The sequence below is a fragment of the Actinoplanes sp. NPDC024001 genome (assembly GCF_040638955.1).
Taxonomy (GTDB): domain Bacteria; phylum Actinomycetota; class Actinomycetes; order Mycobacteriales; family Micromonosporaceae; genus Actinoplanes.
In genome coordinates this window covers 24953-47827 of the sequence record NZ_JBEZZB010000002.1, presented here as the reverse complement: position 1 = coordinate 47827, position 22875 = coordinate 24953, and the positions used below count along the sequence as shown (strand labels likewise).

Here is a 22875-nt window from a genome sequence, read left to right as displayed (position 1 = left end):
CCTTGAAGACTCTCGACGACCTGCTCGGCGAGGGTGTCTCGGGTCGGCGCGTCTTCGTGCGCGCCGACCTGAACGTCCCGTTCGACAAGGCAAACCCGGGTGTCATCAGTGACGACGGCCGCGCCCGCGCGGTTCTGCCGACCCTGATCGCCCTGCGTGACGCGGGCGCCCGCGTCATCGTCATGTCGCACCTGGGCCGCCCGAAGGGCGCGCCGGACCCGAAGTACACCCTGCGCCCGGTCGCGACGCGGCTGGCCGAGCTGCTCGGGTCGTCGGTGGTCTTCGCTGACGACACCGTCGGCCCGGAAGCCACCCAGGTGGTCGCCGAGCTGCAGGACGGCCAGGTGCTGCTGCTGGAGAACCTGCGGTTCAACGAGGGCGAGACCTCGAAGGACGACGCGGTTCGCGGCGCGTTCGCCGACCAGCTCGCGGCGTTCGCCGACTCCTACGTCGACGACGCGTTCGGCGCGGTGCACCGCAAGCACGCCTCGGTGTACGACCTGCCGGCCCGCCTGCCGCACTACGCCGGTGGTCTCGTCCTCAAGGAGGTCGAGGTCCTCAAGAAGGTGTCGGAGAGCCCGGAGCAGCCCTACGTCGTCGTTCTCGGCGGCTCGAAGGTCTCCGACAAGCTCGCCGTCATCCAGGCCCTGCTGCCGAAGGTGGACAAGCTGCTCGTCGGTGGCGGCATGTGCTTCACCTTCCTCAAGGCCCAGGGCCACGAGGTCGGCAAGTCGCTGCTCGAGGCCGAGATGATCGAGACCTGCCAGGAGCTGCTGAAGCAGGCCGAGGGACGGATCGTGCTCCCGGTCGACGTGGTGGCCGCCACCGAGTTCTCGGCGGATGCGGACCACGTGACCGTGGACGCCTCCGAGATCCCGGCCGACCGGCTCGGCCTGGACATCGGCCCTCGCTCCACGGCGCTGTTCGCCGAGGCGATCGCGGGCGCCAAGACCGTGTTCTGGAACGGCCCGATGGGCGTCTTCGAGCTGGCGCCGTTCGCCGCGGGCACCCGCGGCGTGGCCGAGGCGATCACCAAGATCGACGGCTTCTCGGTCGTCGGCGGCGGCGACTCCGCTGCCGCGGTCCGCACGCTCGGCCTGGACGAGTCCGCGTTCGGCCACATCTCCACCGGCGGGGGCGCGTCCCTGGAGTACCTCGAAGGCAAGACGCTGCCGGGCGTCGCCGCACTGGAGAAGTGATGACGACCCGTAAGCCGATCATTGCCGGCAACTGGAAGATGAACCTCAACCACTTCGAGGCGAATCTGCTGGTCCAGAAGCTGGCCGCAAGCCTGTCCGCCGAGCAGCTGGACGCCGTCGAGACGGTCGTGCTGCCGCCGTTCACCGACCTGCGCACCGTGCAGACCGCGGTGGACGGTGACAAGCTGGCCATCGCGTACGGCGCCCAGGACATCTCCCAGCACGCGTCCGGCGCGTACACCGGGAAGATTGCCGACTCGATGCCGGCGAAGCTGGCTGCAGCTCCGTGGTGCTCGGGCATTCCGACGCCGCCGGTGCCTCGGACCTGAAGGCCTGGCTCAAAACCAGCTCAAGACACAACACGTACGCGGTCGAGACCCTCAACGACATGTACTCAATGCGGCCGGGCGGCGAGCGCGCGGCGGGTCTCGTTCGCAATCTCGAGTTCCTCCTCGGTCGGGACCACGCACACAGCGATGGGTGACCCATCAACAGAGATGACAGGGGCGTCGGCCTCATTGCGGTTGCTATCAAGGAAAATGCCGAACGCCTCAAGGCCGGAGAGTGACTGGCTGCGGACAAGCGCTGAGTGCTCACCGATACCGGCGGTGAACGTGATCGCGTCCGCCCGCCCCAGGACGGCCAGGTATGCACCGACATACTCCTTGACTCGCCGGCAGTAGATGTCGAATGCGCGGCGGGCGGCCGGGTCATCAGCGTCCCGCCGCTGTTCGATCAGACGCATGTCGTTGTCACCGGTGAGGCCGAGTAGTCCGGATCGACGGGTGAGCAGCTCTTCGATCTGGTCGAGGGTGAGACCGGCAACGCGATGCAGATGGAAGATGACGCTCGGGTCGATGTCTCCGGTGCGGGTCCCCATGACCAGGCCGCTGAGCGGGGTGAGACCCATGGACGTGGCGACGCTGCGGCCGGCGTGGACTGCGGTGATGCTGGCGCCGTTGCCCAGGTGCAGGATGATCAAGTCAGTGTCCTCGACCGGTTTGCCGAGCAGGCGTGCAGTCGCACGGGAGACATAGGCATGGGATGTGCCGTGGAAGCCGTACCGTCGGATCCCCCACCGCTCGGCGATCTCGGTGTCGAGTGCCCACATGGCGGCCTCGGTCGGGATGGTGGAGTGGAACGCGGTGTCGAAGACGGCGACCTGGGGAACGGAGGGAAGCAGTTCGCGGCAGACCCGGATGCCGGTGACCGCGGCGGGGTTGTGCAGCGGCGCGAGCGGTATCAACTCGCTGATCGCGCTGATGACGTCGTCCGAAACGACCGTCGGCGCAGTGAATGTGACCCCGCCGTGCACTACCCGGTGACCGATTGCGGTCAGGCCGTTGAGGTCGACGGAGTCCATCAACTGCTGAAGAGCCTGGCGGTGGTCGGCAGGCCCGCCACCGGGTTCTCCGATCCGTTCAGTCAAGCCCTTCGCGGTGGCGGTATCGCCGTTGAACAGTTTGTACCGAACCGACGACGAGCCGCAGTTGAGTACCAGCACCCGGTCCATGCCGCCTCCGATCGATTCCTCCGCTCGCTTGCCTGGCGCGGCGTAGTCCCGAGCGCGGCGGCGCGGTGTTCGCACGGATATTGTCGCTCGTGTTCTCCGTGGTCGTGGCCGAAGTCCGCACCTTCCCGCAGTGCGACCCCTTGATCACTGCTCGGCCGGTGCACGGTCGGCGATCATGACCGTGCACCGGCCGATGCGATAGCACACTGAGTTAGAGACAGTCTTACGGATTCAGGCGATCGTCACGCGCAGCCCGCGGTCGGTGAAGTGTGCGGCGGCCGCAGTCAGCTGCTCGGTCGTGGGCGGCTCGGTGTCGGCCAGCGGGTAGCGCAGTCCGAGCTCCTTGTATTTGGCCACGCCGAGGCGGTGGTAGCCGAGGATGTCGACCTGCTCGACCACCCCGCCGTGTTCGACGCTGCCCCACCGGGCGGCCAGGTCGGCTACGCCTGCGATGTTGTCCGGGTCGTCGGTCAGGCCGGGAACCAGCACGAACCGGATTCGCATCTGGTTGCCGCGCTCGGCGAGGCGGTCGCCGAAGACGATGGTCGGGTGCAGGGCGACGCCGGTGACCTTCCGGTAGGTCTCCGGGTTGCTGGACTTGATGTCGAGCAGCACCAGGTCGGTGTCGTCGAGCAGCCGGTCGCTGGCGCGGACGCCGAGGAACCCGGCGGTGTCCAGGGCGGTGTGCATGCCCTCCTGCTTGCAGCGGCGCAGGTACGCCTCGACGAAATGGTTCTGCAGCAGCGGCTCGCCGCCGGAGACCGTCACTCCCCCACCGGACGCGGTGATGAACGCCTTGAAGGTGAGCATCTTGGCGACCAGGTCGTCGAGGGTGACGTGCTGGCCGTTACGGCCTTCCCAGGTGTCCGGGTTGTGGCAGTACAGGCAGCGCAGGTGGCAGCCGGCGAAGAAGGTCACGAACCGGGTGCCCGGACCGTCGGCCGCAGTCACGACATCCCACGAGTGCACCGACGCGACGAGTTCGCCTGGCGGGTGCGTCCCGACCGGGGTGATTCCCAGGTCGGGACGCTGGATCACGGTGCCGTTCACAGCGCGCCGTGGAAGGTGCGGGAGATGACGTCGGCCTGCTGTTCCTTGGTGAGCCGCACGAAGTTGACCGCGTAGCCGGAGACCCGGATGGTCAGCTGCGGGTAGTTCTCCGGGTGCGCCATCGCGTCTTCCAGGGTGGCCCGGTTCAGCACGTTGACGTTCATGTGGAAGCCGTCGACCGCGGTGTATCCGTCGAGCACCCCGACGAGGTTGCGGATCTGCTCGTGGCGGCTGTTGCCGAGACCGTTCGGGGTGACCGTGGTGGTCAGCGAGATGCCGTCCTGGGCGTGCTCGTACGGCAGTTTCGCCACCGACAGCGCCGCGGCGACCATGCCGTGCTTGTCGCGGCCGTTCATCGGGTTCGCGCCCGGCGCGAACGGCTCGCCGGCGCGCCGGCCGTCCGGGGTGTTGCCGGTGTGCTTGCCGTAGACGACGTTCGAGGTGATCGTCAGCACCGACTGGGTGTGCACCGCACCCCGGTACGTCGGGTACTGACGGATCTTCGCCATGAACGACTCGACCAGCCCGGCCGCGATCGTGTCGGCGCGGTCGTCGTTGTTGCCGTAGGTCGGGAACTCCCCGTCGACGGTGTAGTCGACGATCAGGCCACGCTCGTCACGGACCGGCCGTACGGTGGCGTGCTTGATCGCGGACAGAGAGTCGGTGGCGACCGACAGGCCGGCGATGCCGCAGGCCAGGGTGCGCAGGATGTCGGTGTCGTGCAGGGCCATCTCGATGCGCTCGTAGGCGTACTTGTCGTGCATGTAGTGGATGATGTTGAGCGCGTTGACGTAGGTGGCGGCCAGCCACTCCATCATCGTGTCGAACCGCTCGGCGACCTGCTCGTAGTCGAGGACGTCGCCTTCCAGCGGCGGCAGCTGCGGGCCGACCTGGGCGCCGGAGTTCTCGTCGCGGCCGCCGTTGATCGCGTACAGCAGGGTCTTGGCGAGGTTCACCCGGGCGCCGAAGAACTGCATCTGCTTGCCGACCGCCATCGCCGACACGCAGCAGGCGATCGCGGTGTCGTCGCCGAACCGGGGCCGCATCAGCTCGTCGGACTCGTACTGGATGGCGCTGGTGTCGATGGACACCTGGGCGCAGAAGCTCTTGAAGCCCTGCGGCAGCTGCGGTGACCAGAAGACGGTCAGGTTCGGCTCCGGCGCGGGGCCGAGGTTGTACAGGGTCTGCAGGTAGCGGAAGCTGGTCCGGGTGACCAGCGGCCGGCTGTCGGAGCCGATCCCGCCGATCGACTCGGTCACCCAGGTCGGGTCGCCGGAGAACAGCTCGTCGTACTCCGGGGTGCGCAGGAACCGTACGATCCGCAGCTTGATCACGAAGTCGTCGACGAGTTCCTGCGCCTGCTCCTCGGTGAGCCGGCCCTCGGCGATGTCGCGTTGCAGGTAGATGTCGATGAACGTGGAGGTGCGGCCCAGCGACATCGCGGCGCCGTTCTGCTCCTTCACCGCGGCCAGGTAGGCGAAGTACAGCCACTGGATGGCCTCACGGCCGGTGGTAGCCGGGCCGGAGATGTCGTAGCCGTACGAGGCCGCCATCTGCTTGAGCTCGGCCAGCGCCCGGATCTGCTCGGACAGCTCTTCGCGCCTGCGCACGGTGTCCTCGGTCATCGGCTGCGCCGCGCAGGCGTCCTTGTCGGCCTGCTTCGCGGCGATCAGGGCGTCGACGCCGTAGAGCGCGACCCGCCGGTAGTCGCCGATGATCCGGCCCCGGCCGTACGCGTCGGGCAGCCCGGTGATGAGGTGCGACTTGCGGGCGGCCAGGATGTCCGGGGTGTAGGCGTCGAACACACCAGCGTTGTGGGTCTTGCGGTACTTGGTGAAGATCTCCGCGACGGCCGGGTCGGGCGCGTAACCGTACGCCTTCAAGCCGCCCTCGACCATCCGCCAGCCACCGTTCGGGATGATCGCGCGGCGTAGCGGCGCGTCGGTCTGCAACCCGACGATCAGCTCGCTGTCCTGGTCGATGTAGCCCGGCTTGTGGCTGGTGATCGTCGACGGGGTGACCGCGTCGACGTCGTAGATGCCGCGCTCACGCTCGGCCGGAAACATCGCCGACAGCCTGTCCCAGATCCCCCGAGTCCGGGCGGTCGGCCCGGCCAGGAACGACGCGTCACCGGTGTACGGCTCGTAGTTGGCCTGAATGAAGTCACGCACGGCGATGCCGGCCCGCCATCCGTCACCGATGAACCCGCGCCACGGGTCCAGGCCGGCAACGGTGGTGCCGAGGACGGTTGCGCTCATGTCGTTCCCCCAGGTCGTGTGCTGACGGATTCGCCGTCTGCTCTTCGGTATGATCCAGCAGGATCTGAGCCCGGTGTGATGTACGCCGGTAGTACGGATGACCTCCTGGGTATTCAGGTTCCCCGACCAACGCTGCACCGAACAGGGCCTTTGTGCCCGCGGTAGTAGTGCGGACGCACCGGAGTGCCTAGCCAGTTGCGAGATGGCTTTCTTCTGCGGCAACGAGGCCACCGGCGGCGCCAGCGCACTCGGCACCAGCGTGCGCGAAGAGATCGGCGGCGTGGAAACCGTCGCCCAAGCGCTCGGCCCGGCACACGGCACTCTTGTCTCTCGCCGACCAGGCGGAGACCGCCGCGCTATTGCGGCCACCGCCCGTATCTATGACCCGGCGGGCGACCGCCCTGAACGGCAGAGCACTGGCCCGCACACTCGTAACAGGCGAATCACACCATAGCCGCTCAGCAGACGGCCAACCATCCGAAGGCCTCCGCCGTACCGGCGATCCGTTCGGCGAATCCCCGCCGCGCCGACGAGGGACTCATTATGCCGGTCGCTCAAGACAGATGAGTGCGGAATCCCGGCAGGCAACCCCTACGGGGGAGCTCTTTGGTGTAGGCCGCGTCGGCCTGCACAGGGTCGCAGACGATGTCGGGTGTGATCTTGCCTCCGATCGACCTACTGGCGGCCAATGCCGTCCTGCTGTGCGCAGTGGTCCTCGGCGTCGGGCACCTGCTCGGCAGCGTCCGGGTCCACGGCGTCGCACTGGGCGTCGCGGCTGTCTTCTTCGTTGGCCTCGGCCTCGGCGCCCTCGACGAACGGCTACGGCTGCCTGACTTCGCCGACCAGTTCGGGTTGGCTTTGTTCGTCTATCTCATCGGTCTGGCCAGCGGACCCACCTTCTTCGCCGCACTGCGCCGGCGCGGTCTGCGCGACAATGCCTTCGTCGCCGGAGCCCTCGCCGTCGCGGCACTGATCGCCGTCGCAGCCGCTGCCGCCTTCCACCTCAACTCGGCCACCGCCGCCGGGGTGTTCGCCGGCGCGCTGGTCAACGTGCCGGCGCTCGGCGGTGCCCAGGAGGCGCTGCGAGCCATCGCCCCCGCCCACGCGGCGGCCCTGGCCAACGACGCGGCAGTCGGAATGAGCCTGACCTATGGGTACGGCGTGGTCGCCATGATCGGTGCCCTCGTCACCTACATGATGTTCGTCCGGGTCGACTTCGCGCGCGAGGCCTCCGAGAACACGCACCTGGCTACTGCTCCGAGAAAACTGGTCGAACGAACCCTGCGCGTCACCCGAGGCGCCGGCATCGACATCCATGAGCTCACCAACGAACTGGCCCGCGACGGTGAGGCGCTACTGGTTCGGCTGCGACGCGGCGACCGCATCCAGCTGGCCGTATCGGTCGCCACCCTGCATTACGGTGACCTGTTGTCGGTCGTCGGTACCCGTGCAGCCACCAGGGATCTCGTCGCACGCCTCGGAGAGAAAGCCGGTCCGGCGCTGTCGCTGGACCGCAGCACCCTCGACTTCCGCCGGATCACGGTCTCCGATCCTGCGCTGGTCGGCAGGACCGTCGCTGACCTGGACCTGCCCCGCCGATACAATGCGCTCATCACCCGGTTGCGGCGTGGCGATCACGACCTGATCGCGACTCCCACCACCCGATTGCTTCTCGGCGACCGGGTGCGGGTGGTCACATCACACGACCGCATGCCCGCCGTGACGGCCTTGCTAGGCGACTCCGACCAGTCGCTGACCCGGGTGGACTTCGCTGGCCTCACCCTCGGTCTCGCGTTCGGCCTGCTGCTGGGCGCGGTCACGGTGCCACTTGCCGGTGCCGCGACACTGCGTCTCGGCCTAGCGGCAGGGCCGCTCATCGCGGGCCTGATCCTGGGCCGGATCGGACGGACCGGCGCGATCACCTGGCACCAGCCCCGATCGACGATCCTGGTCCTTCGGCAGGTCGGCGTCGCGCTGTTCTTCGCCGGCGTCGGACTCAAGTCCGGTGGCGCGCTCATCCACGGGTTCTCCGACGGTGGCGCCTGGAAGATGATCGCAGCCGGTGCGCTGGTGGCGGCCGGCACCACCGTCGCCTGCATCGTCGGGGGCAGGCTACTGCGCATGCCTCTCTCTTGGCTGATGGGTGTCATGGCCGGCATCGACACCAACCCGGCTGTGCTGACCTTCGCCGAAGACCGAGCCAAGAATGAGCTGCCGGCCCTGGCGTACTCGACGGTTTTCCCGGTCGCAATGGTTTTGAAGGTCCTCATCGCACAGCTGATGATTGTGCTGCTGCACCATTGACCTGACCGGTGGCATCATCGACATCGAGTCCGTGACGGGAACTGACGTACTCCGCCGATCCCGCCTCGATCGGCGGACCAGCGGTGGCACCGGTGGCCGGGCTGTCTCGACCCGTCGAGCGGAGCGCGTACGGATTACTTGTCTCTGGTCCGGCGGCTGCGTCCTCGGTCTCCTGCTGGCACAGCCTGGAGCCCGGCACATGGATGCGGCAGATTGCGGTAACGCGCCCGGGCTCAGGCACCTGCCCTGTCGTCATGCCGCACGATGAGGACCGGACTCTCGGCGTGGTGCAACAGTTGCAGCCCGACCGAGCCGAGCAGGGCTCCGCTCACCCTGCCGTGGCCGCGGCTGCCGACGACGACCAGGCGCGCCTTGCCCGACGCCGCGACCAGCGCCGCGGCCGCACCCTCCCTCGTCACCATCGCCTTGACCGGCACGGCGGAGTACTTCTCCCGCCACGGAGCGAGCTGCTCGTCGAGCCGGGCGCGTTCGTCGTTCTCCTGCTCGGACGTGTCTATGACGTCAGCGACGCCGGCGGCCGCCACCCAAAGCGGGACCGCCGGCGGGTATGCGCGTATCACCAACAGCGGCGCATTCCATTCGGCCGCCGCCGCGAAGGCGGCCTCGAGAACCACCTCCGCTGCCGGGTTCTCGTCAACCCCCGCGACGATCGGTCCTTCGGTACGGCCACGGACGACCACGACCGGGCACGAAGCGTTCGTGGCCATGCTCGCGCTGACCGAACCGAGCAGCAGACCGGCGAACCCGCCCCGGCCGCGGCTGCCGACCACGAACAGGTCCCCGCCGTGCGAAACCTCCAGCAGACACGGCACGGCATGCCCGATCAGCAGATTCGTCTGGATGGCGATTCCGGGCGCGACCTGCCGCGCTCGGTCGCGGGCGGTCGCGACGATGCCCTCGGCGACCTGACGCGCGATGTCGACGTAGTCGCTGCCGCCGCCGGGGCGTACCTTCACCCAGTCCCGTTCGTAGGCGTGCACGATGCGTAGCACCCCATGGCGCCGCTCGGCTTCGCGAGCCGCCCATGCCACGGCCCCGAGGCTGGATTCCGCGCCATCGGTGGCGACGATGATGGTTCCGGTCGTCATGTCGGACGTCCTCTCTATCACCTATCGATCTTCGAGCGCTTCCACGCTGACGATCAGGGAAGGAGACCCGCACAGCCCAGGCCGGAAGTCCCGACTGCGCTCGGACACGTTGACGCCACATCGATAATCACAACTTGGTCGACAGGTAGGCTTCCACCTCGCTGAGTTCCTGTGCCCCCGTGAAGTCGTCGGCGACCAGCGCGCGCTTGGACGCGGCCGTAGGGCGCGACCACCGCGGTTTGCCTGACGGCCATCCGCCAGCCGAGCATGACGACGCGGCGGCGGGGGGCGACCAGGTTCTGCGCGGCGCCAGAATCGGCGTCCAGACGCAGCGCCTTACAAGTCGTCAGGCGGCGTGCGCTAGCTCGAACGAACCTTTGCCCGAACGCTTGGCCGCGTACATGGCACCGTCGGCCCTGTGCAACAAGGCCGAGGCGTCACGGTCGTCGTCGGCCGCCATCGCCCCCGACGCTGGCGTGGACCGGACCTCGGTGCCGCCTTCGAGCCGGCACGGTTCACCGAGCGCCTCGACGATCCGGTCGGCGACGGCCGCGAGGTCGCCAAGCTGTGCCTGCTCGATCAGCACCGCGAACTCGTCGCCGCCGAGACGGGCGGTCACACCGGCCGAGCCGGCACTGAGCCGCAGCCGCTCTGCGGTCCGCATCAGGACCGCGTCGCCCGCGGCATGCCCGTAGGTGTCGTTGACCGGCTTGATGTCGTCGAGGTCGATGAGCACACCCACTCGACTGTCGCCTCGGCGTAGCGCGTCCTCGAGGCGTTCGAGGAACAAGGCCCGGTTGGCAAGGCCGGTGAGGCCGTCCGTGAAAGCCATGGTGTGCAGCCTGGCCGCCAGGACGTCACGCTCAGCGAGCAGTTCCTGGATGGCGACGAAAGACGTGAGGAACCAGCCGGACAGCGTTAGGGTGACCGCAGTCGCGGTGGCGGGCACCGCGACCCCGAGACGCGGGCTGCTCACCTGACCTCGTCACCGGCAGGTCCGGCCGGCCGCTGCCGCGAGTGGCGTGTACGCACCTCGTCCCCGTTCTTGCGATGCCGCGGGCGGCCTCGCGCACCACCCAGTTCAGCTTTCGCCTCAGTTATCGGCAGGCAGCGCCGCGGAATGAGAGAGAGCTCCGGCATTCCGACCGGCGGAGGAGGCGGACCTTGGCGCGACGCCACCGGCGCGTCCGACCAGGTACGGGACCAGCAAAAAGTCCGAGATCAGCCGCCCGACGCGACATGGGCCGACGAGCACCGCGTCCGGCCAGCCGCGCTGCTGCGTTCGCCCGTTAGAAGAAGTCACCGTACACATCGACACCCCGGGCATGCCACTGCTCAGCCTCATCCGCGTGATTGGCCCGGCAATAGTCGCCGATCGCCCGCAACACCGGCATCGGGTTGCGCTGCAGGTCGAGCACAGCAAGCCGGGCCAGAGTCACGACCGTGCTGCGTCCACCGCGGCTGCCTGAAGCATCCGGCGCGGCACGAGCAGTGCCGACGGCGGTGTACAGCGTCGGGGAACCAGCCCTTGCGGCCCGCCCGCCACCGCCAGACGACCCGCTGGGACGCCCGGCAGGTGCGTTCGAAATCGCCAAAGCCGGGCGGAACAGGACTCCCGGCCCGCCGCGGCGGGCCGTGCCGCCCTGCCGGCGGGCATCGGTACGGATGAGGCTGAAGGAAGGGAACGCCGAGGAGGAATCATGCGTACGCCAGCGATCGTCGTCGCAGTCGACGGCACCGAGCCCAGCCGGGCGGCAGTGCGTTGGGCCGCACGGGAGGCGGAACTGCGCAAGCAGCCGTTGCTGCTCACCCATGTCCTGGACTGGGATTGGGCGGGCACGCAGTACGACGTCGATGGCCGGCACTTCGAGACGGCCCGTAGGTTCGGTGAAAGCATCGCCGTGCGCGCGGCGCAGGAGGCGGCGACGGTCGCATCGGCGATCGAGATGGATACCGATGTTTTGACCGGCGACCCGGCGGCCCAGCTGATCATCGCCTCCGAAGGTGAGGACCTGCTGGTGCTCGGCAGCCGCGGCCGCGGCGGCTTCGCCGGCCTGCACCTCGGCTCGGTCAGTCAGCGGGTGGCCATGCATGCCGACTGCCCGGTCGTCGTGGTCCGCGGACGCACGGATGCCGGCAAGGGCCCGGTCGCGGTGGGCGTCGACGACAACGGCTCAGCCGATCGGGTCCTGGAAGCGGCGTTCACCGCGGCGCGGGCCCGCTGCACCTCGTTAACCGCGATCCGCTCATACCTGCCGTCCGTACTGGTCTACTCGGGGCATCTCCCGCCCGCTCAGGTGTATAGCCCGGAGCAGGACCAGGCCGAGCGGGCCAACCTGACCACGCAGCTGGCGCCGTGGCGCGAAAAGTTCCCCGACGTACCGGTGGAGATCCTGCTGTCGCACGACAGCGCCGCGGCGGTGTTGGTCGGCGTCTCCCGTGGCGCACAGCTGGTGGTGGTCGGCAGCCGCGGCCACGGCGTGATCGCCGGCACCCTGCTCGGCTCGACCGGTCTGCAACTGCTGCATCACGCCGACTGTCCGGTCCTGATCGTGCGGCCGCACGGCAAGCGGGACAGCGGGCGATGACCGTGCCCGGCCGGGTGGTTCCCGGCACGGATCCGGTCGACGCGCTGACCGCCGACGGCGGCATCGTGTCGATCCGGTCTGTCACGGCCGCGGACCGCTCGGCCGTTACCGCGCTGTACGAGCAGGCGTCGGCGGCCAGCCTGCACCTGCGGTTCTTCGCCCAACCCAGCGCCGCCACGCTGAGCGCCGAGGTGAGTCGGTTGTGCCGGCCGGAGTCAGCGCACCACGTGAACGTGCTGGCCTACGAGGGCGACGAGCTCGTTGGCGTCGCCTCCGCCGAGCGGTTCGGCGACCGGCCGCGTTCCGAGTTCGCTCTGCTGGTCGCCGACCGGCACCACGGCCGCGGCATCGGCACCCTGCTGCTGGAACACCTCGCGGCCCGCTGTCGCCGGTACGGCATCACCGAACTCTCCGGCGAGGTGCTGCCCGGCAACGTCGGCATGCTGCGCGTCGCGCGGGACCTCAGCTCGCAGGCTCGGCACCGTTTCGACCGGGGCGTGGTCGACGTGACCTTGCAGATCAGTAATGACGGGAGCACCGCAGCGGTCGTTGACGAGCGGGACCGCACGGCGGAACGCGCCTCGCTGCGCGCGTTGCTCAGCCCGTCGTCGGTCGCCGTGGTGGGTGCCGGCCACCAGATTGGCGGTGTCGGCCGGGAAACCTTGCAGTCGCTGCTCGACTACGGGTTCACCGGTCCGCTATACGCGGTCAACGGCCACGGTGACGCGGTCGGTTCGGTACCCGGCTACCGCAGCCTGCGTGACCTGCCGGGCCCGGCGGAGCTGCTGGTCATCGTCGTGCCCGCCGAGCAGGTCGCGGGGGTGCTCGCCGACGGTGCCGCCGTCGGAGCGCGCGCGGCCGTCGTGCTCAGCGCCGGCTTCGGCGAGGCGGGTCCGGACGGCCGTAAACGGCAGGCCGAGCTGGTACGGGCGGCCCGCTCCCACGGCATCCGCCTGGTGGGCCCGAACTGCCTCGGGGTGTACAACACCGACCCGCGGATCCGGCTCGCCGCGGGCTTCGCCCCGGCGCTTCCGGCCCGCGGCGCGTTGGCGGTTGCTGCTCAGTCCGGCGCGGTGGCCATCGCCGTGCTGGAGCACGCGGCCCGCACTGGCGCTGGGGTGTCCACCCTGGTCTCGCTCGGCGACAAGGCCGATGTGAGCGGCAATGACCTGATCGCCTACTGGTACGACGACCCGGAGACCCGGGCGGTCGCCCTTTACCTGGAGTCGTTCGGCAACCCGCGCAAGTTCGCCCGTACCGTGAGGGCCTTGTCGCGCCGCAAGCCGGTGCTGGCCCTCAAGAGTGGCCGTTCGGTTGCCGGGCAGCGTGCCGGCGCCTCGCACACCGCGGCCGCCGCGGCCCCGGCAGCCGCCGTCGACGCCTTGTTCGCCCAGGCCGGTGTGATCCACACGGAGAGTCTCGGTGAGCTGCTGGACGCCGCCCGGATGCTTACCGATCAGCCGTTGCCCGCCGGCGAGCGGCTCGCGGTGGTGAGCAACGCCGGCGGCCTGAACGTCCTGGCCGCCGACTCCGCGGAGCTGGCCGGACTGCACCTGCCGACAACTGGCGAAACTGCGCAGGATAATCCGCTCGACCTGGGCGCTGACGCCTCTCCGCAGCAGTTCGCCGCCGCAGCCGAGGCCGCCGCCAGCGGCGTCGACATGCTGCTGCTCATCGTGGCCTGCACCCGGGCAAACCAGCCCGCGGAAATCCTGGCCGCGCTCGGTGGCGTCGCTGACCAACACCCGGATCTGAGCGTCGCCGCGGTGGTGACCGGAGGCACCGGCCTGCCGAACCGGCTCGGCGCCCGTGGCGCACCCGTCTACGACCTACCGGAACCGGCCGTTCGCGCGCTCGCGCACGCCGCCTCGTACGCTTCCTGGCGGCGCCGGCCGCTGGGTGGCCGCGCCGAGCTGACCGGTATCGACCGGCAACGCGCACAAGCCCTTGTCGACAAGGCATTCGAACACGGACCCGGCTGGCAGACCTACGCCCGGACCGCGGAGATTCTCGCCGCGTACGGGATCGACGTCGTGCCCGCCACGCTCGTCCGTGACGCGTTCGCAGCCGCGGTGGCCGCCGGACAGATCGATGGTCCGGTCGTCCTGAAGTCGGCCGACCCGCGGCTGGTACACAAGAGCGACACCGGCCGGGTCCGCACCGGACTGAGGGGTCCGGCCGCCGTACGGGAAGCCTTCGACACGGTCGCCGCGGCCGGCCGCCCCGGCCAAGGCGTGCTGGTCCAGCCGCACCTGAACGGACCCGTCGAGCTGGTCGCCGGGCTGGTGCACGACCCGCTATTCGGATCGCTGGTGCTGCTCGGCCACGGCGGAACCTCGACCGACCTACTCGACGACCGGGCCCTGCAACAGGTTCCGATGACCGACCTGGACTCCGGCCGCATGTGGCGTTCGCTGCGCTGCGCCCCGCTGCTCACCGGCTACCGGGGAACCCCGCCAGTGGACACCGCCGCCCTGCAGGATCTGCTGCTGCGGCTGAGCCGGCTCGCCGAGGACCACCCCGAGATCGCCGAACTCGACCTCAACCCGGTGCTCGCCGGCCCGGACGGGATGCACGCGGTCGACGCCAAGCTACGGCTCGCACCCGTCGGCGGCGAACCCGACCCGGTGCTGCGGCGCCTGCGCGACCCGGGCTGACCGGTACGGATGGAGACGACCTGTCATGAAAGCGCTAGTGGTCTACGAGTCCATGTTCGGCAACACCGCCACGGTGGCCCGCGCGGTTGCCGCCGGCCTCGCCGGCACCTTCGACGTCACCCTCGCCGACGTCCAGGACATGCCGCCGGTGGCTGGTGCCGACCTGCTCGTGGTCGGCGCGCCCACCCACGCCTTCGGGATGAGCCGGCCCAGTACCCGCACCGACGCAGCCAAACAGGGTGACGTACGCGCGGGCGCCCAGCAGACCGGCATCCGGGAGTATCTCGACAACACGCCGGAACTCGCCGGGCTGCCGGTGGCCGCCTTCGACACCAAAGTGAAGATGGCGTTGCTGCCCGGCTCGGCGGCCGGCAAGGCGCTGCGGCGGCTGCGCGGTCTCGGCGGCCGCCCGGTCCTGTCCGCGGAGAGTTTCCGGGTCGTCGGCACCGCTGGTCCGCTGGTCGCCGGCGAACTCGAACGCGCCCAGCAGTGGGCGCAAGGCATCGGCGCTGCAAGCCCGCCGTGACCACCCACGCAGTCGAAGCCATCGGTCCGCCGCCCGTTGGCGCGCACCCGGCTCGACGGCCGGTCTGGTGGTCGGTCGGCGTGGCAGTTCAGTGCGGATGCTCGCCGAGTAGGCGAGTGGCCAGCACGGCTGCCTGGGTGCGGCGTTCCAGGCCCAGCTTCGCCAGCAGGCTGGACACGTAGTTCTTCACCGTCTTCTCGGCGAGGAACATCCGGGCGGCGATCTCCCGGTTGGTCAGCCCTTCCGCGACGAGTTCGAGGATCTTGCGTTCCTGGTCGGTCAGCCCGGCCAGTTCCCGGGGCTGTTCCACGCCGTTGCGGATCCTTTCGAGCACGCGCTGGGTGACCGCCGGGTCCAGCAGCGACTGCCCTTCGGCGACCCGGCGGATCGCATCCACGAGGTCGTTGCCGCGGATCTGCTTCAAGACGTAGCCGGATGCTCCGGCCATGATCGCGGCGAACAGGGCTTCGTCGTCCTCGTACGAAGTGAGGATCAGGCCTTTGATCGACGAGTCGACGGCGCGCACGTCGCGGCACACGTCGATGCCGCTGCCGTCCGGCAGCCGGCCGTCGAGGACGGCGACGTCGGGGCGCAGCGCCGGAATCCGGCGGGTCGCCTCCTGCGCCGAGCCGGACTCGCCGACCACTTCGATATCGCCACTCGCCTGCAGCAGGTCGATCAGGCCGCGGCGGACCACCTCGTGGTCGTCGAGCAGGAACACGCGAATCATGTGTACTTCATACCGTCCGGCAGTGGTTACCGGCAAAGAAGGTCCGGGAGGCTCTGTATAGCCTGTCGGTCATGGTTGAGCACCCCACCGACGGATCGCGGCCGGAGCCTCCCTCGTTGGGTCTGAGTCCGCTGTCGCGGGTCCGCCTCGACGAGTTGTTGCAGGAGATGCTCGACCGGGTCGGTGAGGTGCTCTCGAGCCGGGAACGGCTGCGGGCCCTGCTGGACGCGGTGGTGGGGATCGGCACCGACCTTGACCTGCGCAGCACCCTGCAGCGCATCGTCGAAGCAGCCTGCACCCTGGCCGGAGCCCGCTACGGCGCGCTCGGGGTTATCGGCGCCGACCGCACCCAGCTGGTCGACTTCATCACCCACGGCATCGACCCAGCGATTCACGCGAAGATCGGAGATCTGCCGCACGGCCGGGGTGTGCTCGGTCTGCTCATCACCGATCCGCACCCGGTGCGGCTGCCGGACATCACCAAGCATCCCGACTCGTACGGGTTCCCTCCCCACCATCCGCCGATGCACAGCTTCCTCGGTGTGCCCGTGCGGACCCGTGACCAGATCTTCGGCAATCTGTACCTTGCGGAGAAGCAGGGCGCCGCCGAGTTCAGCTTCGACGACGAGGAGATCGTCGTCGCGCTGGCCGCTGCCGCCAGCGTTGCGATCGACAATGCCCGCCTGTTCGCTGTCGCGCAACGCCGGGAACGGTGGCTGGCCGCCACCGCCGAGATCACCGCCGTGCTGGTCGGCGCCGTTCGGCGCACCGAGGCGTTACGGTTGATCGCCCGCCGTGCCCGCGAACTGTCCGACGCCACACTGGTCATGGTGCTGTTGCACGACAACGTGAACGACCGGTACACGATCGAAGTCGCCGAAGGCGCCGACCCGGGCTGTTCGGGGCTGGCCGGTAAACCCGTCCAGCTGGACGGACCGACCGTCACCGGGTTCGCGGACACGACGCACCGCACGGTGCCGGACCTGCAGGCCGTCGCCGACTGGCCCGGCCCGGTCCCGGCCGGCCCGGCGCTGGCCGCTCCACTGGCCGGTACCGACATGCCGCACGGCGTGCTGATCGTCGCGCAGCCGGCCGGACAGCTGTTCGGCGACGAGGACGCGGCGCTGCTGGCCGCGTTCGCCGGGCAGGCCGCCCTGGCGCTGGAACGGGCCCGAGCTCAGGAGGAACGCGAACAACTGGTGGTGCTCGAGGACCGTGAACGCATCGCCCGGGACCTGCACGACGTGGTCATACAGCGGTTGTTCGCCACCGGCATGCAGCTGCAAGGTGCGGTCGCCCACGCGGTACGCCTGGAAGCAGTGGACCGGATCAACACCGCGGTCAACGACCTGGACGCGACGATCCGCGACATCCGCCGGTCGATCTTCGAACTGCGGTCCCCGACCGGACCGTCATTGCGCGCCGACCTGCGCGAGGCCGTCGACGCGGCTGCCGCCGCCCTCGGTTTCCGGCCGGTCCTGGACACCTCCGGCCCGGTCGACAGCGCCGTCCCCGACGACATCGTCCCGGAACTGCTGGCCGTGGTCCGCGAAGCGCTGTCCAACATCGCCCGGCATGCTCAGGCCAGCCAGGCCCGGGTCAGCGTGCACGCCACGAACACCAACGTCACGCTGCGGATCGAGGACGACGGGATCGGCCTTGATCCGAGCCTGGCCCGCGGCGGTGTCGTCAACATGAGCGACCGGGCCGACGACCTGGGCGGCACCTTCGAGACCGGTACCGGTCCGAACGGGCGCGGCACGATACTGACCTGGCGCGTCCCGCTGACCGGCTGAACCGATGGTTGACTGTGACGTTACGTCACAGCAGACACTGGCCTGGTGCGCATCGCGGAGCTGGCGGACCTGACCGAGACGACCGTCCGGACGATCCGGTACTACCACCAGATCGGCCTGCTCCCGATCCCGCCGCAACGTGACGGTCGCCGCGATTACGACCTGTCGCACCTGGCCCGGCTGGTGCGGATCCGCTGGTTGAGGCAGGCTGGGATCCCACTGACCGCTATCACGGCGATGCTCGATGAGACACCGGCCGTGGCTACGGATGGCTCGGCGCCTGTTCTGACCGACCTGCGGGCGGCCGTGGACTCCGTCGACGTTGAGATCCAGCGGTTGCACGACCGCCGCGACCGGCTGCTGAACCTGATCGACGCGGTAGAACGCGACGGGCACCTGTCGCCGATGCCGGCGTCGATGGTGCGGTTCTACGACCAGATGTACGCCCGTGCCACCGATCCGCAGACCCGGCGGGTGATCCGCCGGGAACGTGACTTCATGGAGCTGGCGTTCTACCGCGGCGACATGCCACCGGAGTCAGCGGCCGTGTACGAGGGGTTCACCGACACCGGTCTCGTGGAGAGCTCGGCGTTGTTCGGGCAGATCGCTGAGAGGAATCAGCACGGCGACCATCTTGACCCGCAGGAGATGGACCGGATCGCGGCAGCGGTCGTCGGCCGGGTCGCCCGGCATCTCGGTTCCGACCTGCCGCGGCTGCTGCGAACGATTGACCTGAATGTCGCCCGCAGGGCGGTTGACCTGTATGTACGCCTCGCCGAACCGAACGAAAGGCGGATCGCCCAAGTGATCGGCGACGCGGTCCTGGCCATGATCGAGAAGGGACAGGCGGAGTGACAGAGCTGGTTGTCGACGTCGCCGCGCTGGTCAAACGGTTCGGCGTGTTCACCGCGGTCGACGGTCTCGATCTGCGGGTCGGGCGGGGCGAGGTGCACGGTTTCCTCGGCCCCAACGGTGCCGGCAAGTCGACCACGATCCGGGTGCTGCTCGGCCTGTACCGGGCCACGTCAGGCCGCGTTCGGGTGCTCGGTCATGACCCGGCCCGGCGCGCGGCCGAGGTCACCGCCCGGATCTCGTACGTGCCCGGTGAGGTCACCCTGTGGCCGAACCTGACCGGACAGGAAATCCTGGACGCGTTCGCCGGTCTGCGGGGCCGACGCGACGCCGACGCCGAGCGGCGCCTCGCCGACGCGTTCGCGCTCGACCCCCGCCGGCTGGTCCGCACCTACTCCAAGGGCAACCGGCAGAAGGTGGTGCTCGTCGCCGCGTTCGCCGCCCCCACCGACCTGCTGATCCTCGACGAGCCGACGTCCGGGCTCGACCCGCTGATGGAGGAGGTGTTCCAGCAGTGTGTCCGCGACGCGGTCGCGGCCGGGCGCACGGTCCTGCTCTCCAGCCACATCCTCGCCGAGGTCGAGGACCTCTGCGACACGGTGACGATCATCAAGGACGGCCGGCTCGTCGAGTCCGGCAGGCTGGCCGACATGCGGCATCTCGCCGCGTCCACGGTCACCGCGCGGCTGCCTGCCGAGCAGGCCGTCATGATCCTGCAGCAGCTGCGTCAACCCGGCGTCAGCGTCGACGCCGGCATCGACACGGTGCGGCTCGCCGTGCCCCGCGACCGGGTAGGCACCGTGCTGGCGGTCCTGGTCGACGCGAACGCCGACGACATCACGTGCACGCCGGCGGGGCTCGAAGACCTGTTCCTGCGCCACTACGAGGTAGCAGCCCGATGACACTGACCCGCCTACTCGTTCGCCGGCACCGGCTGTTGCTGGCTTCCTGGCCGGTGCTGCTGGTGGCGTTGTGCAGCACGATGACCGCCTACCAGGACACCTACGCCACCGAAGCGCAGCGGCGGACCGCCGTCGAGCTCGCTCAGCAGAATCCGGCGACGACCCTGCTGTACGGGCGGCTGCCGGATCCCGGCACCCCGGCACAGTTGTTCACGTGGGAGATCGGGGGGTTCGTCACGATCCTCGCTGCGATCATGGCGGTCCTGGCCGCGGTGGCGGTGACCCGCGCGGTCGAGGACGACGGGTCACTGGAGCTGCTACGCGGCTGCGGAATCGCCCCGTTGCAGCCGCTACGCAGCGCGCTGATCATCCTGGCGGCGATGGCCGGCGTGCTGACCACAGGCTGCGCGGCCGCGATCATGGCATCGGGCGGGCAGGTCGAAGGAATGACCGTGGCCGGCGCTGCCGCGTTCGGGGCGGTGGTCGGGCTGACGTTCCTGATCGTCGCCGCCGCGACCGTGGCGCTGGCACAGGTCGCGCCGACGGCCGGGCAGGCCCGGCTGCTGGGCTTCACCGTGCTGGGCGCTTCGTTCGCGGTACGCGCGTTCGCCGACACCGAGCACGTCGACGTTCTCAACTGGGTGAGCCCGCTCGGGCTGCGCGCGACGGTCGAGCCGTTCACCGACGACCGGTGGGCAGCCCTGCTTCCCGCGCTGCTCACCTCCGCGGTCTTGGCCCTCACCGCCGTGCGGCTATGCGCACGCCGCGAGTTCGGCACCGGTCTGATCCGCCGGCACGACACCAGCACCAGCCGGCTGCGCGTGCACACAACCGTCGGGCTGATCGCCCGGCTCACCCGGTCGTCGGTCCTCGCCTGGACCGTCGCGGTCGCGGCGATCGGCACGTTGTTCGCGACCATGGGTTCGGGCGCGGTCGAGCAGCAACGCGACGGTGAGATCGGCGGATTCCTCGGCGCCCAACTCGGCACCGGCGATCCCGCCGCTGGGTACCTCGCGTACTGCGGCACGCTCGTCGGAATAGTCGTGTCCGCTTTCGCGATCCTGTCGATCCTGGCCGCCAGACGGGCTGAGGAGACCGGCCTGACCGGCCTCGTACTGGCCACCGGCGTGCGCCGGTGGACGCCGGTAGCCGCCCACGCCGGTGTCACCGCTGCCGCCAGCGCCGTCATCCTCACTGTCACCGGTGTGATCAGCGCCATGATCACACCTGCCGTTCTGGACGGCGACGACATCGCCGTGCGCAGCCTCGGCTACACCATCGGGCAATGGCCGGCCATAACAGTCATGACCGGCTGCGCCACGCTGCTGGTTGGCGCGGTCCCCCGCCTGGCCGTGCTGGCCTGGCTGCCCCTGCTGGCCAGCAGTGTCCTGGCCATGCTCGGTGACCTGCTCGGCGTTCCCGAGCAGGTCCAGGACCTGGGTTTCTTCGGCCAGGTGCCGGACGTCGCCGCCGAGAACCCGCACGCCGGTGCGCTGCTGCTGCTCACCACGATCGGCGCGGTCCTGATCCTGCTCGGCACGTTCGCCGTCACCCGCCGCGATCTGCGGACCGAGTGATACTCGCCCGGCGACTCGAGTCAGCGAGCAGCGCTTGGTCGAACGGAACGGCCAGATGACTGCCGCCGCGCACGTACCTGGCGGCGTCATCCGGCGCAGCAAATCAGGTACAGACGGAATCTGGCAGAAGGACATCAGCCAGCAGCCGTCGCGGCGTGGCGGTGGTGGCCGGGCCGTACCCGACTCGAAGGACCATCTGAGCCCAAACACCCGCGCTGGTGTCGGTGAGCCGTTCGCGGACCTCCGGTACCTCGACGGACTGACAGATCGGTGTCGTGGCCAGGTTCTGCCAGGTCGCGGTGAGCAGCACCCGCTGCAGGGCCTGGCCGGCGGTGACCCAGGCGGTCCGGTCGTCACCGAAGGTGGAGAGCACCATGATCGTCGGATGCGGCTCGAACTCATCAGTCGGCCGCGGCAGGTGTGACTGCAGCTGTCCGAAGTCCCGGATCGGCATGCTCTCCATGGCGTCCCAGGGCCCGGTCGCCGTCGGCGGGACGCCGTCGTGCCGACGGATCCGCTGGGTGGTCCAGCGGGCCAACTCCTGTTCATAGCCCTCAGCGGCGCGTAGGCGCCGATCGGCCTCCTGCGACAGCGCAAGGATCTCGTCCCGGCTGGCTGGGTCTGCCAGCACCAGGCGGGCGTTTTCCTCAGCGGCGGCCTCGACCATGGATTCGATCGCGGCGTCTGGGATGGCGGTGCCGGCGAATGGGGACCGGTTGGTGTGCCGGTGCGGCACGGCTGCTGCCAAGCGTTCGATCATCGGGTCGGCAGCCGCCTGGCCTGTGGTGCTCACCCTGGCCACGAGGACCGGATCATCCTCGGCCGGAAAGATCGCGACGCTAGGCAGGTAACCGGCGGCATGCAGGCTCACCCGCAATGTGAAGACCGCGGCACCGACGCTGATCATCAACTCTCGGCCGACCGGATCGAGAACGTCGAGTCGCCGATCGGGATCGGCGTACACGTCAACGGTTCCGTCACCGATCCGGAACAACCATGGCTGACTGTTGTGCAGCGAAGGCGCGAGCATCGCTGTTCTGACACAGTTCTCAAGCACGTCCACGGTGGGTATCGCGGGCGTTTGAAGATCGTCGACTTCCGTGGTGAGGTCCACGGTCATCGCCTCCCGGTCTCTCGTTCTGCGCGGAGGCGTGTCAGGCACCGTCCGGCGGGCTGCGGTCCGCCGCGCACGGCCTGCGCTGGCGCCACCGCCGTGTCACTTCAAGTATTCGATATCGTCCTGTTCACCGGGCCGTTTTCAGTGCCAGCCGGCTGGAACGTTGTCGTCGTCGGCAGTCACGGGCGTTCTTTCGGCCCCTCCCGGGCCATAACGTCCGCCTGTACGCGTGAGGCGCCTCCCGCTCGCGACCAGTCCAGATTGCCCGCCGCTTGCAGCTCCGGCTGCAGCACCTCACGCAGTCGCTCCCATGTACCGGCAGCGTTCCACTCTGCCAGGCGGCGCCAGCAGGTCATCCCTGAGCCGAAGCCGAGTTCCTTGGATAGAGACTTCCATTGGATCCCGGTGTGCAGCACGAAGAGGATCCCGCACAGGACCTGCCGGTCCGGCAGACGCTCCCGCCCCGGGCTACGGGCTCGACGCGGCTTGTCCGGCAGCAGCGGCTCGATCCGATGCCATAGGTCGTCCGAAAGGATCCACAGCGGCGGTGCCTCACGTTCCACCTCACCGACGATGGAAGATCACTGCAAGCTACACACTCGAACCGGTTCGCCTCACCACATCGTGTGTAGGGTTCCTCGTTCAGGATCACCTCCGCATACACGGTCAGCCGACCGGTCGATCCCTTCGTCCGGCG

Annotated in this window: 17 protein-coding genes and 2 pseudogenes; 10 read left to right on the top strand and 9 right to left on the bottom strand. The window is 69.3% G+C overall.

Annotated features, from left to right (window positions below; translation table 11 throughout):
- Positions 1-2 precede the first annotated feature (2 nt).
- Positions 3-1199, top strand: coding sequence for a phosphoglycerate kinase (locus tag AB0F81_RS01340; RefSeq protein ID WP_360189132.1), 1197 nt, complete (start codon positions 3-5; stop codon positions 1197-1199).
- A pseudogene (locus tag AB0F81_RS01335) lies at positions 1199-1506 on the top strand (triose-phosphate isomerase); the annotation flags it as partial. The gene AB0F81_RS01340 and the pseudogene AB0F81_RS01335, both read left to right, overlap by 1 nt.
- An 87-nt stretch (positions 1507-1593) precedes the next feature.
- Here the strand turns inward: AB0F81_RS01335 and AB0F81_RS01330 are convergent.
- From AB0F81_RS01330 to pflB, 3 genes are all read right to left on the bottom strand, one after another.
- Complete coding sequence (locus tag AB0F81_RS01330) at positions 1594-2712, bottom strand: acetate kinase (RefSeq protein ID WP_328465865.1); 1119 nt, start codon at positions 2710-2712, stop codon at positions 1594-1596.
- 231 nt (positions 2713-2943) lie between these two features.
- Complete coding sequence (pflA, locus tag AB0F81_RS01325) at positions 2944-3762, bottom strand: pyruvate formate-lyase-activating protein (protein ID WP_360189129.1); 819 nt, start codon at positions 3760-3762, stop codon at positions 2944-2946.
- On the bottom strand, positions 3759-6020 hold the full coding sequence (gene pflB, locus AB0F81_RS01320) for a formate C-acetyltransferase (protein WP_360189126.1): 2262 nt from the start codon (positions 6018-6020) through the stop codon (positions 3759-3761). Before pflB ends, pflA begins: the two co-directional genes overlap by 4 nt.
- Positions 6021-6674: 654 nt before the next feature.
- Between pflB and AB0F81_RS01315 the strand changes: the two genes are divergently transcribed.
- The gene (locus AB0F81_RS01315; RefSeq protein ID WP_328465859.1) at positions 6675-8324 is read left to right on the top strand and encodes a TrkA C-terminal domain-containing protein; all 1650 of its coding nucleotides are present in this window, start codon (positions 6675-6677) and stop codon (positions 8322-8324) included.
- Between the two features lie 233 nt (positions 8325-8557).
- Here AB0F81_RS01315 and AB0F81_RS01310 read toward each other — a convergent pair whose 3' ends face one another.
- The 3 genes from AB0F81_RS01310 to AB0F81_RS01300 form a co-directional block, all read right to left on the bottom strand.
- Positions 8558-9433 carry a universal stress protein gene (locus AB0F81_RS01310; protein ID WP_328465857.1) on the bottom strand — a complete coding sequence of 292 codons (876 nt, stop codon included), beginning with the start codon at positions 9431-9433 and terminating at the stop codon, positions 8558-8560.
- Between the two features lie 346 nt (positions 9434-9779).
- Positions 9780-10409: a GGDEF domain-containing protein gene (locus AB0F81_RS01305; protein ID WP_360189121.1), complete on the bottom strand. Its 630-nt coding sequence runs from the start codon at positions 10407-10409 to the stop codon at positions 9780-9782.
- A gap of 313 nt (positions 10410-10722) precedes the next feature.
- A complete protein-coding gene (locus AB0F81_RS01300) occupies positions 10723-10872 on the bottom strand; it encodes a hypothetical protein (protein WP_328465853.1) in 150 nt (49 codons plus the stop codon).
- Positions 10873-11133: 261 nt separating this feature from the next.
- Between AB0F81_RS01300 and AB0F81_RS01295 the strand changes: the two genes are divergently transcribed.
- Genes AB0F81_RS01295 through AB0F81_RS01285 form a run of 3 tightly spaced genes read left to right on the top strand, consistent with a single transcriptional unit; the run spans position 11134 to position 15204 of the window.
- On the top strand, positions 11134-12021 hold the full coding sequence (locus AB0F81_RS01295) for a universal stress protein (RefSeq protein ID WP_360189117.1): 888 nt from the start codon (positions 11134-11136) through the stop codon (positions 12019-12021).
- Positions 12018-14678 carry a GNAT family N-acetyltransferase gene (locus tag AB0F81_RS01290; protein ID WP_360189114.1) on the top strand — a complete coding sequence of 887 codons (2661 nt, stop codon included), beginning with the start codon at positions 12018-12020 and terminating at the stop codon, positions 14676-14678. Before AB0F81_RS01295 ends, AB0F81_RS01290 begins: the two co-directional genes overlap by 4 nt.
- Before the next feature lie 25 nt (positions 14679-14703).
- Positions 14704-15204 (top strand): flavodoxin domain-containing protein, encoded by a 501-nt coding sequence (locus AB0F81_RS01285; protein WP_328465847.1) that lies wholly within the window; start codon positions 14704-14706, stop codon positions 15202-15204.
- Positions 15205-15292: 88 nt separating this feature from the next.
- Here AB0F81_RS01285 and AB0F81_RS01280 read toward each other — a convergent pair whose 3' ends face one another.
- Positions 15293-15934, bottom strand: a complete 642-nt coding sequence (locus AB0F81_RS01280; protein WP_328465845.1) for a response regulator transcription factor — start codon at positions 15932-15934, stop codon at positions 15293-15295.
- 71 nt (positions 15935-16005) lie between these two features.
- On the opposite strand from AB0F81_RS01280, the gene AB0F81_RS01275 reads away from it, so the two are divergent.
- Genes AB0F81_RS01275 through AB0F81_RS01260 form a run of 4 tightly spaced genes read left to right on the top strand, consistent with a single transcriptional unit; the run spans position 16006 to position 21061 of the window.
- Positions 16006-17730 (top strand): GAF domain-containing sensor histidine kinase, encoded by a 1725-nt coding sequence (locus AB0F81_RS01275; RefSeq protein ID WP_328465843.1) that lies wholly within the window; start codon positions 16006-16008, stop codon positions 17728-17730.
- A gap of 45 nt (positions 17731-17775) precedes the next feature.
- Positions 17776-18585: a MerR family transcriptional regulator gene (locus AB0F81_RS01270; RefSeq protein ID WP_328465841.1), complete on the top strand. Its 810-nt coding sequence runs from the start codon at positions 17776-17778 to the stop codon at positions 18583-18585.
- A 5-nt stretch (positions 18586-18590) separates the two neighbouring features.
- Positions 18591-19484, top strand: coding sequence for an ABC transporter ATP-binding protein (locus AB0F81_RS01265; protein WP_328478914.1), 894 nt, complete (start codon positions 18591-18593; stop codon positions 19482-19484).
- A complete protein-coding gene (locus AB0F81_RS01260; RefSeq protein ID WP_360189108.1) occupies positions 19481-21061 on the top strand; it encodes a hypothetical protein in 1581 nt (526 codons plus the stop codon). Before AB0F81_RS01265 ends, AB0F81_RS01260 begins: the two co-directional genes overlap by 4 nt.
- Before the next feature lie 103 nt (positions 21062-21164).
- On the opposite strand, the gene AB0F81_RS01255 is transcribed toward AB0F81_RS01260, so the two are convergent.
- Together AB0F81_RS01255 and AB0F81_RS01250 are read right to left on the bottom strand one after the other, a co-directional pair.
- Positions 21165-22181, bottom strand: a complete 1017-nt coding sequence (locus tag AB0F81_RS01255; RefSeq protein ID WP_360189105.1) for a nitroreductase family protein — start codon at positions 22179-22181, stop codon at positions 21165-21167.
- 296 nt (positions 22182-22477) lie between these two features.
- Positions 22478-22741 (bottom strand): annotated as a pseudogene (locus AB0F81_RS01250) (transposase); the annotation flags it as partial.
- Between the last annotated feature and the right edge of the window lie 134 nt (positions 22742-22875).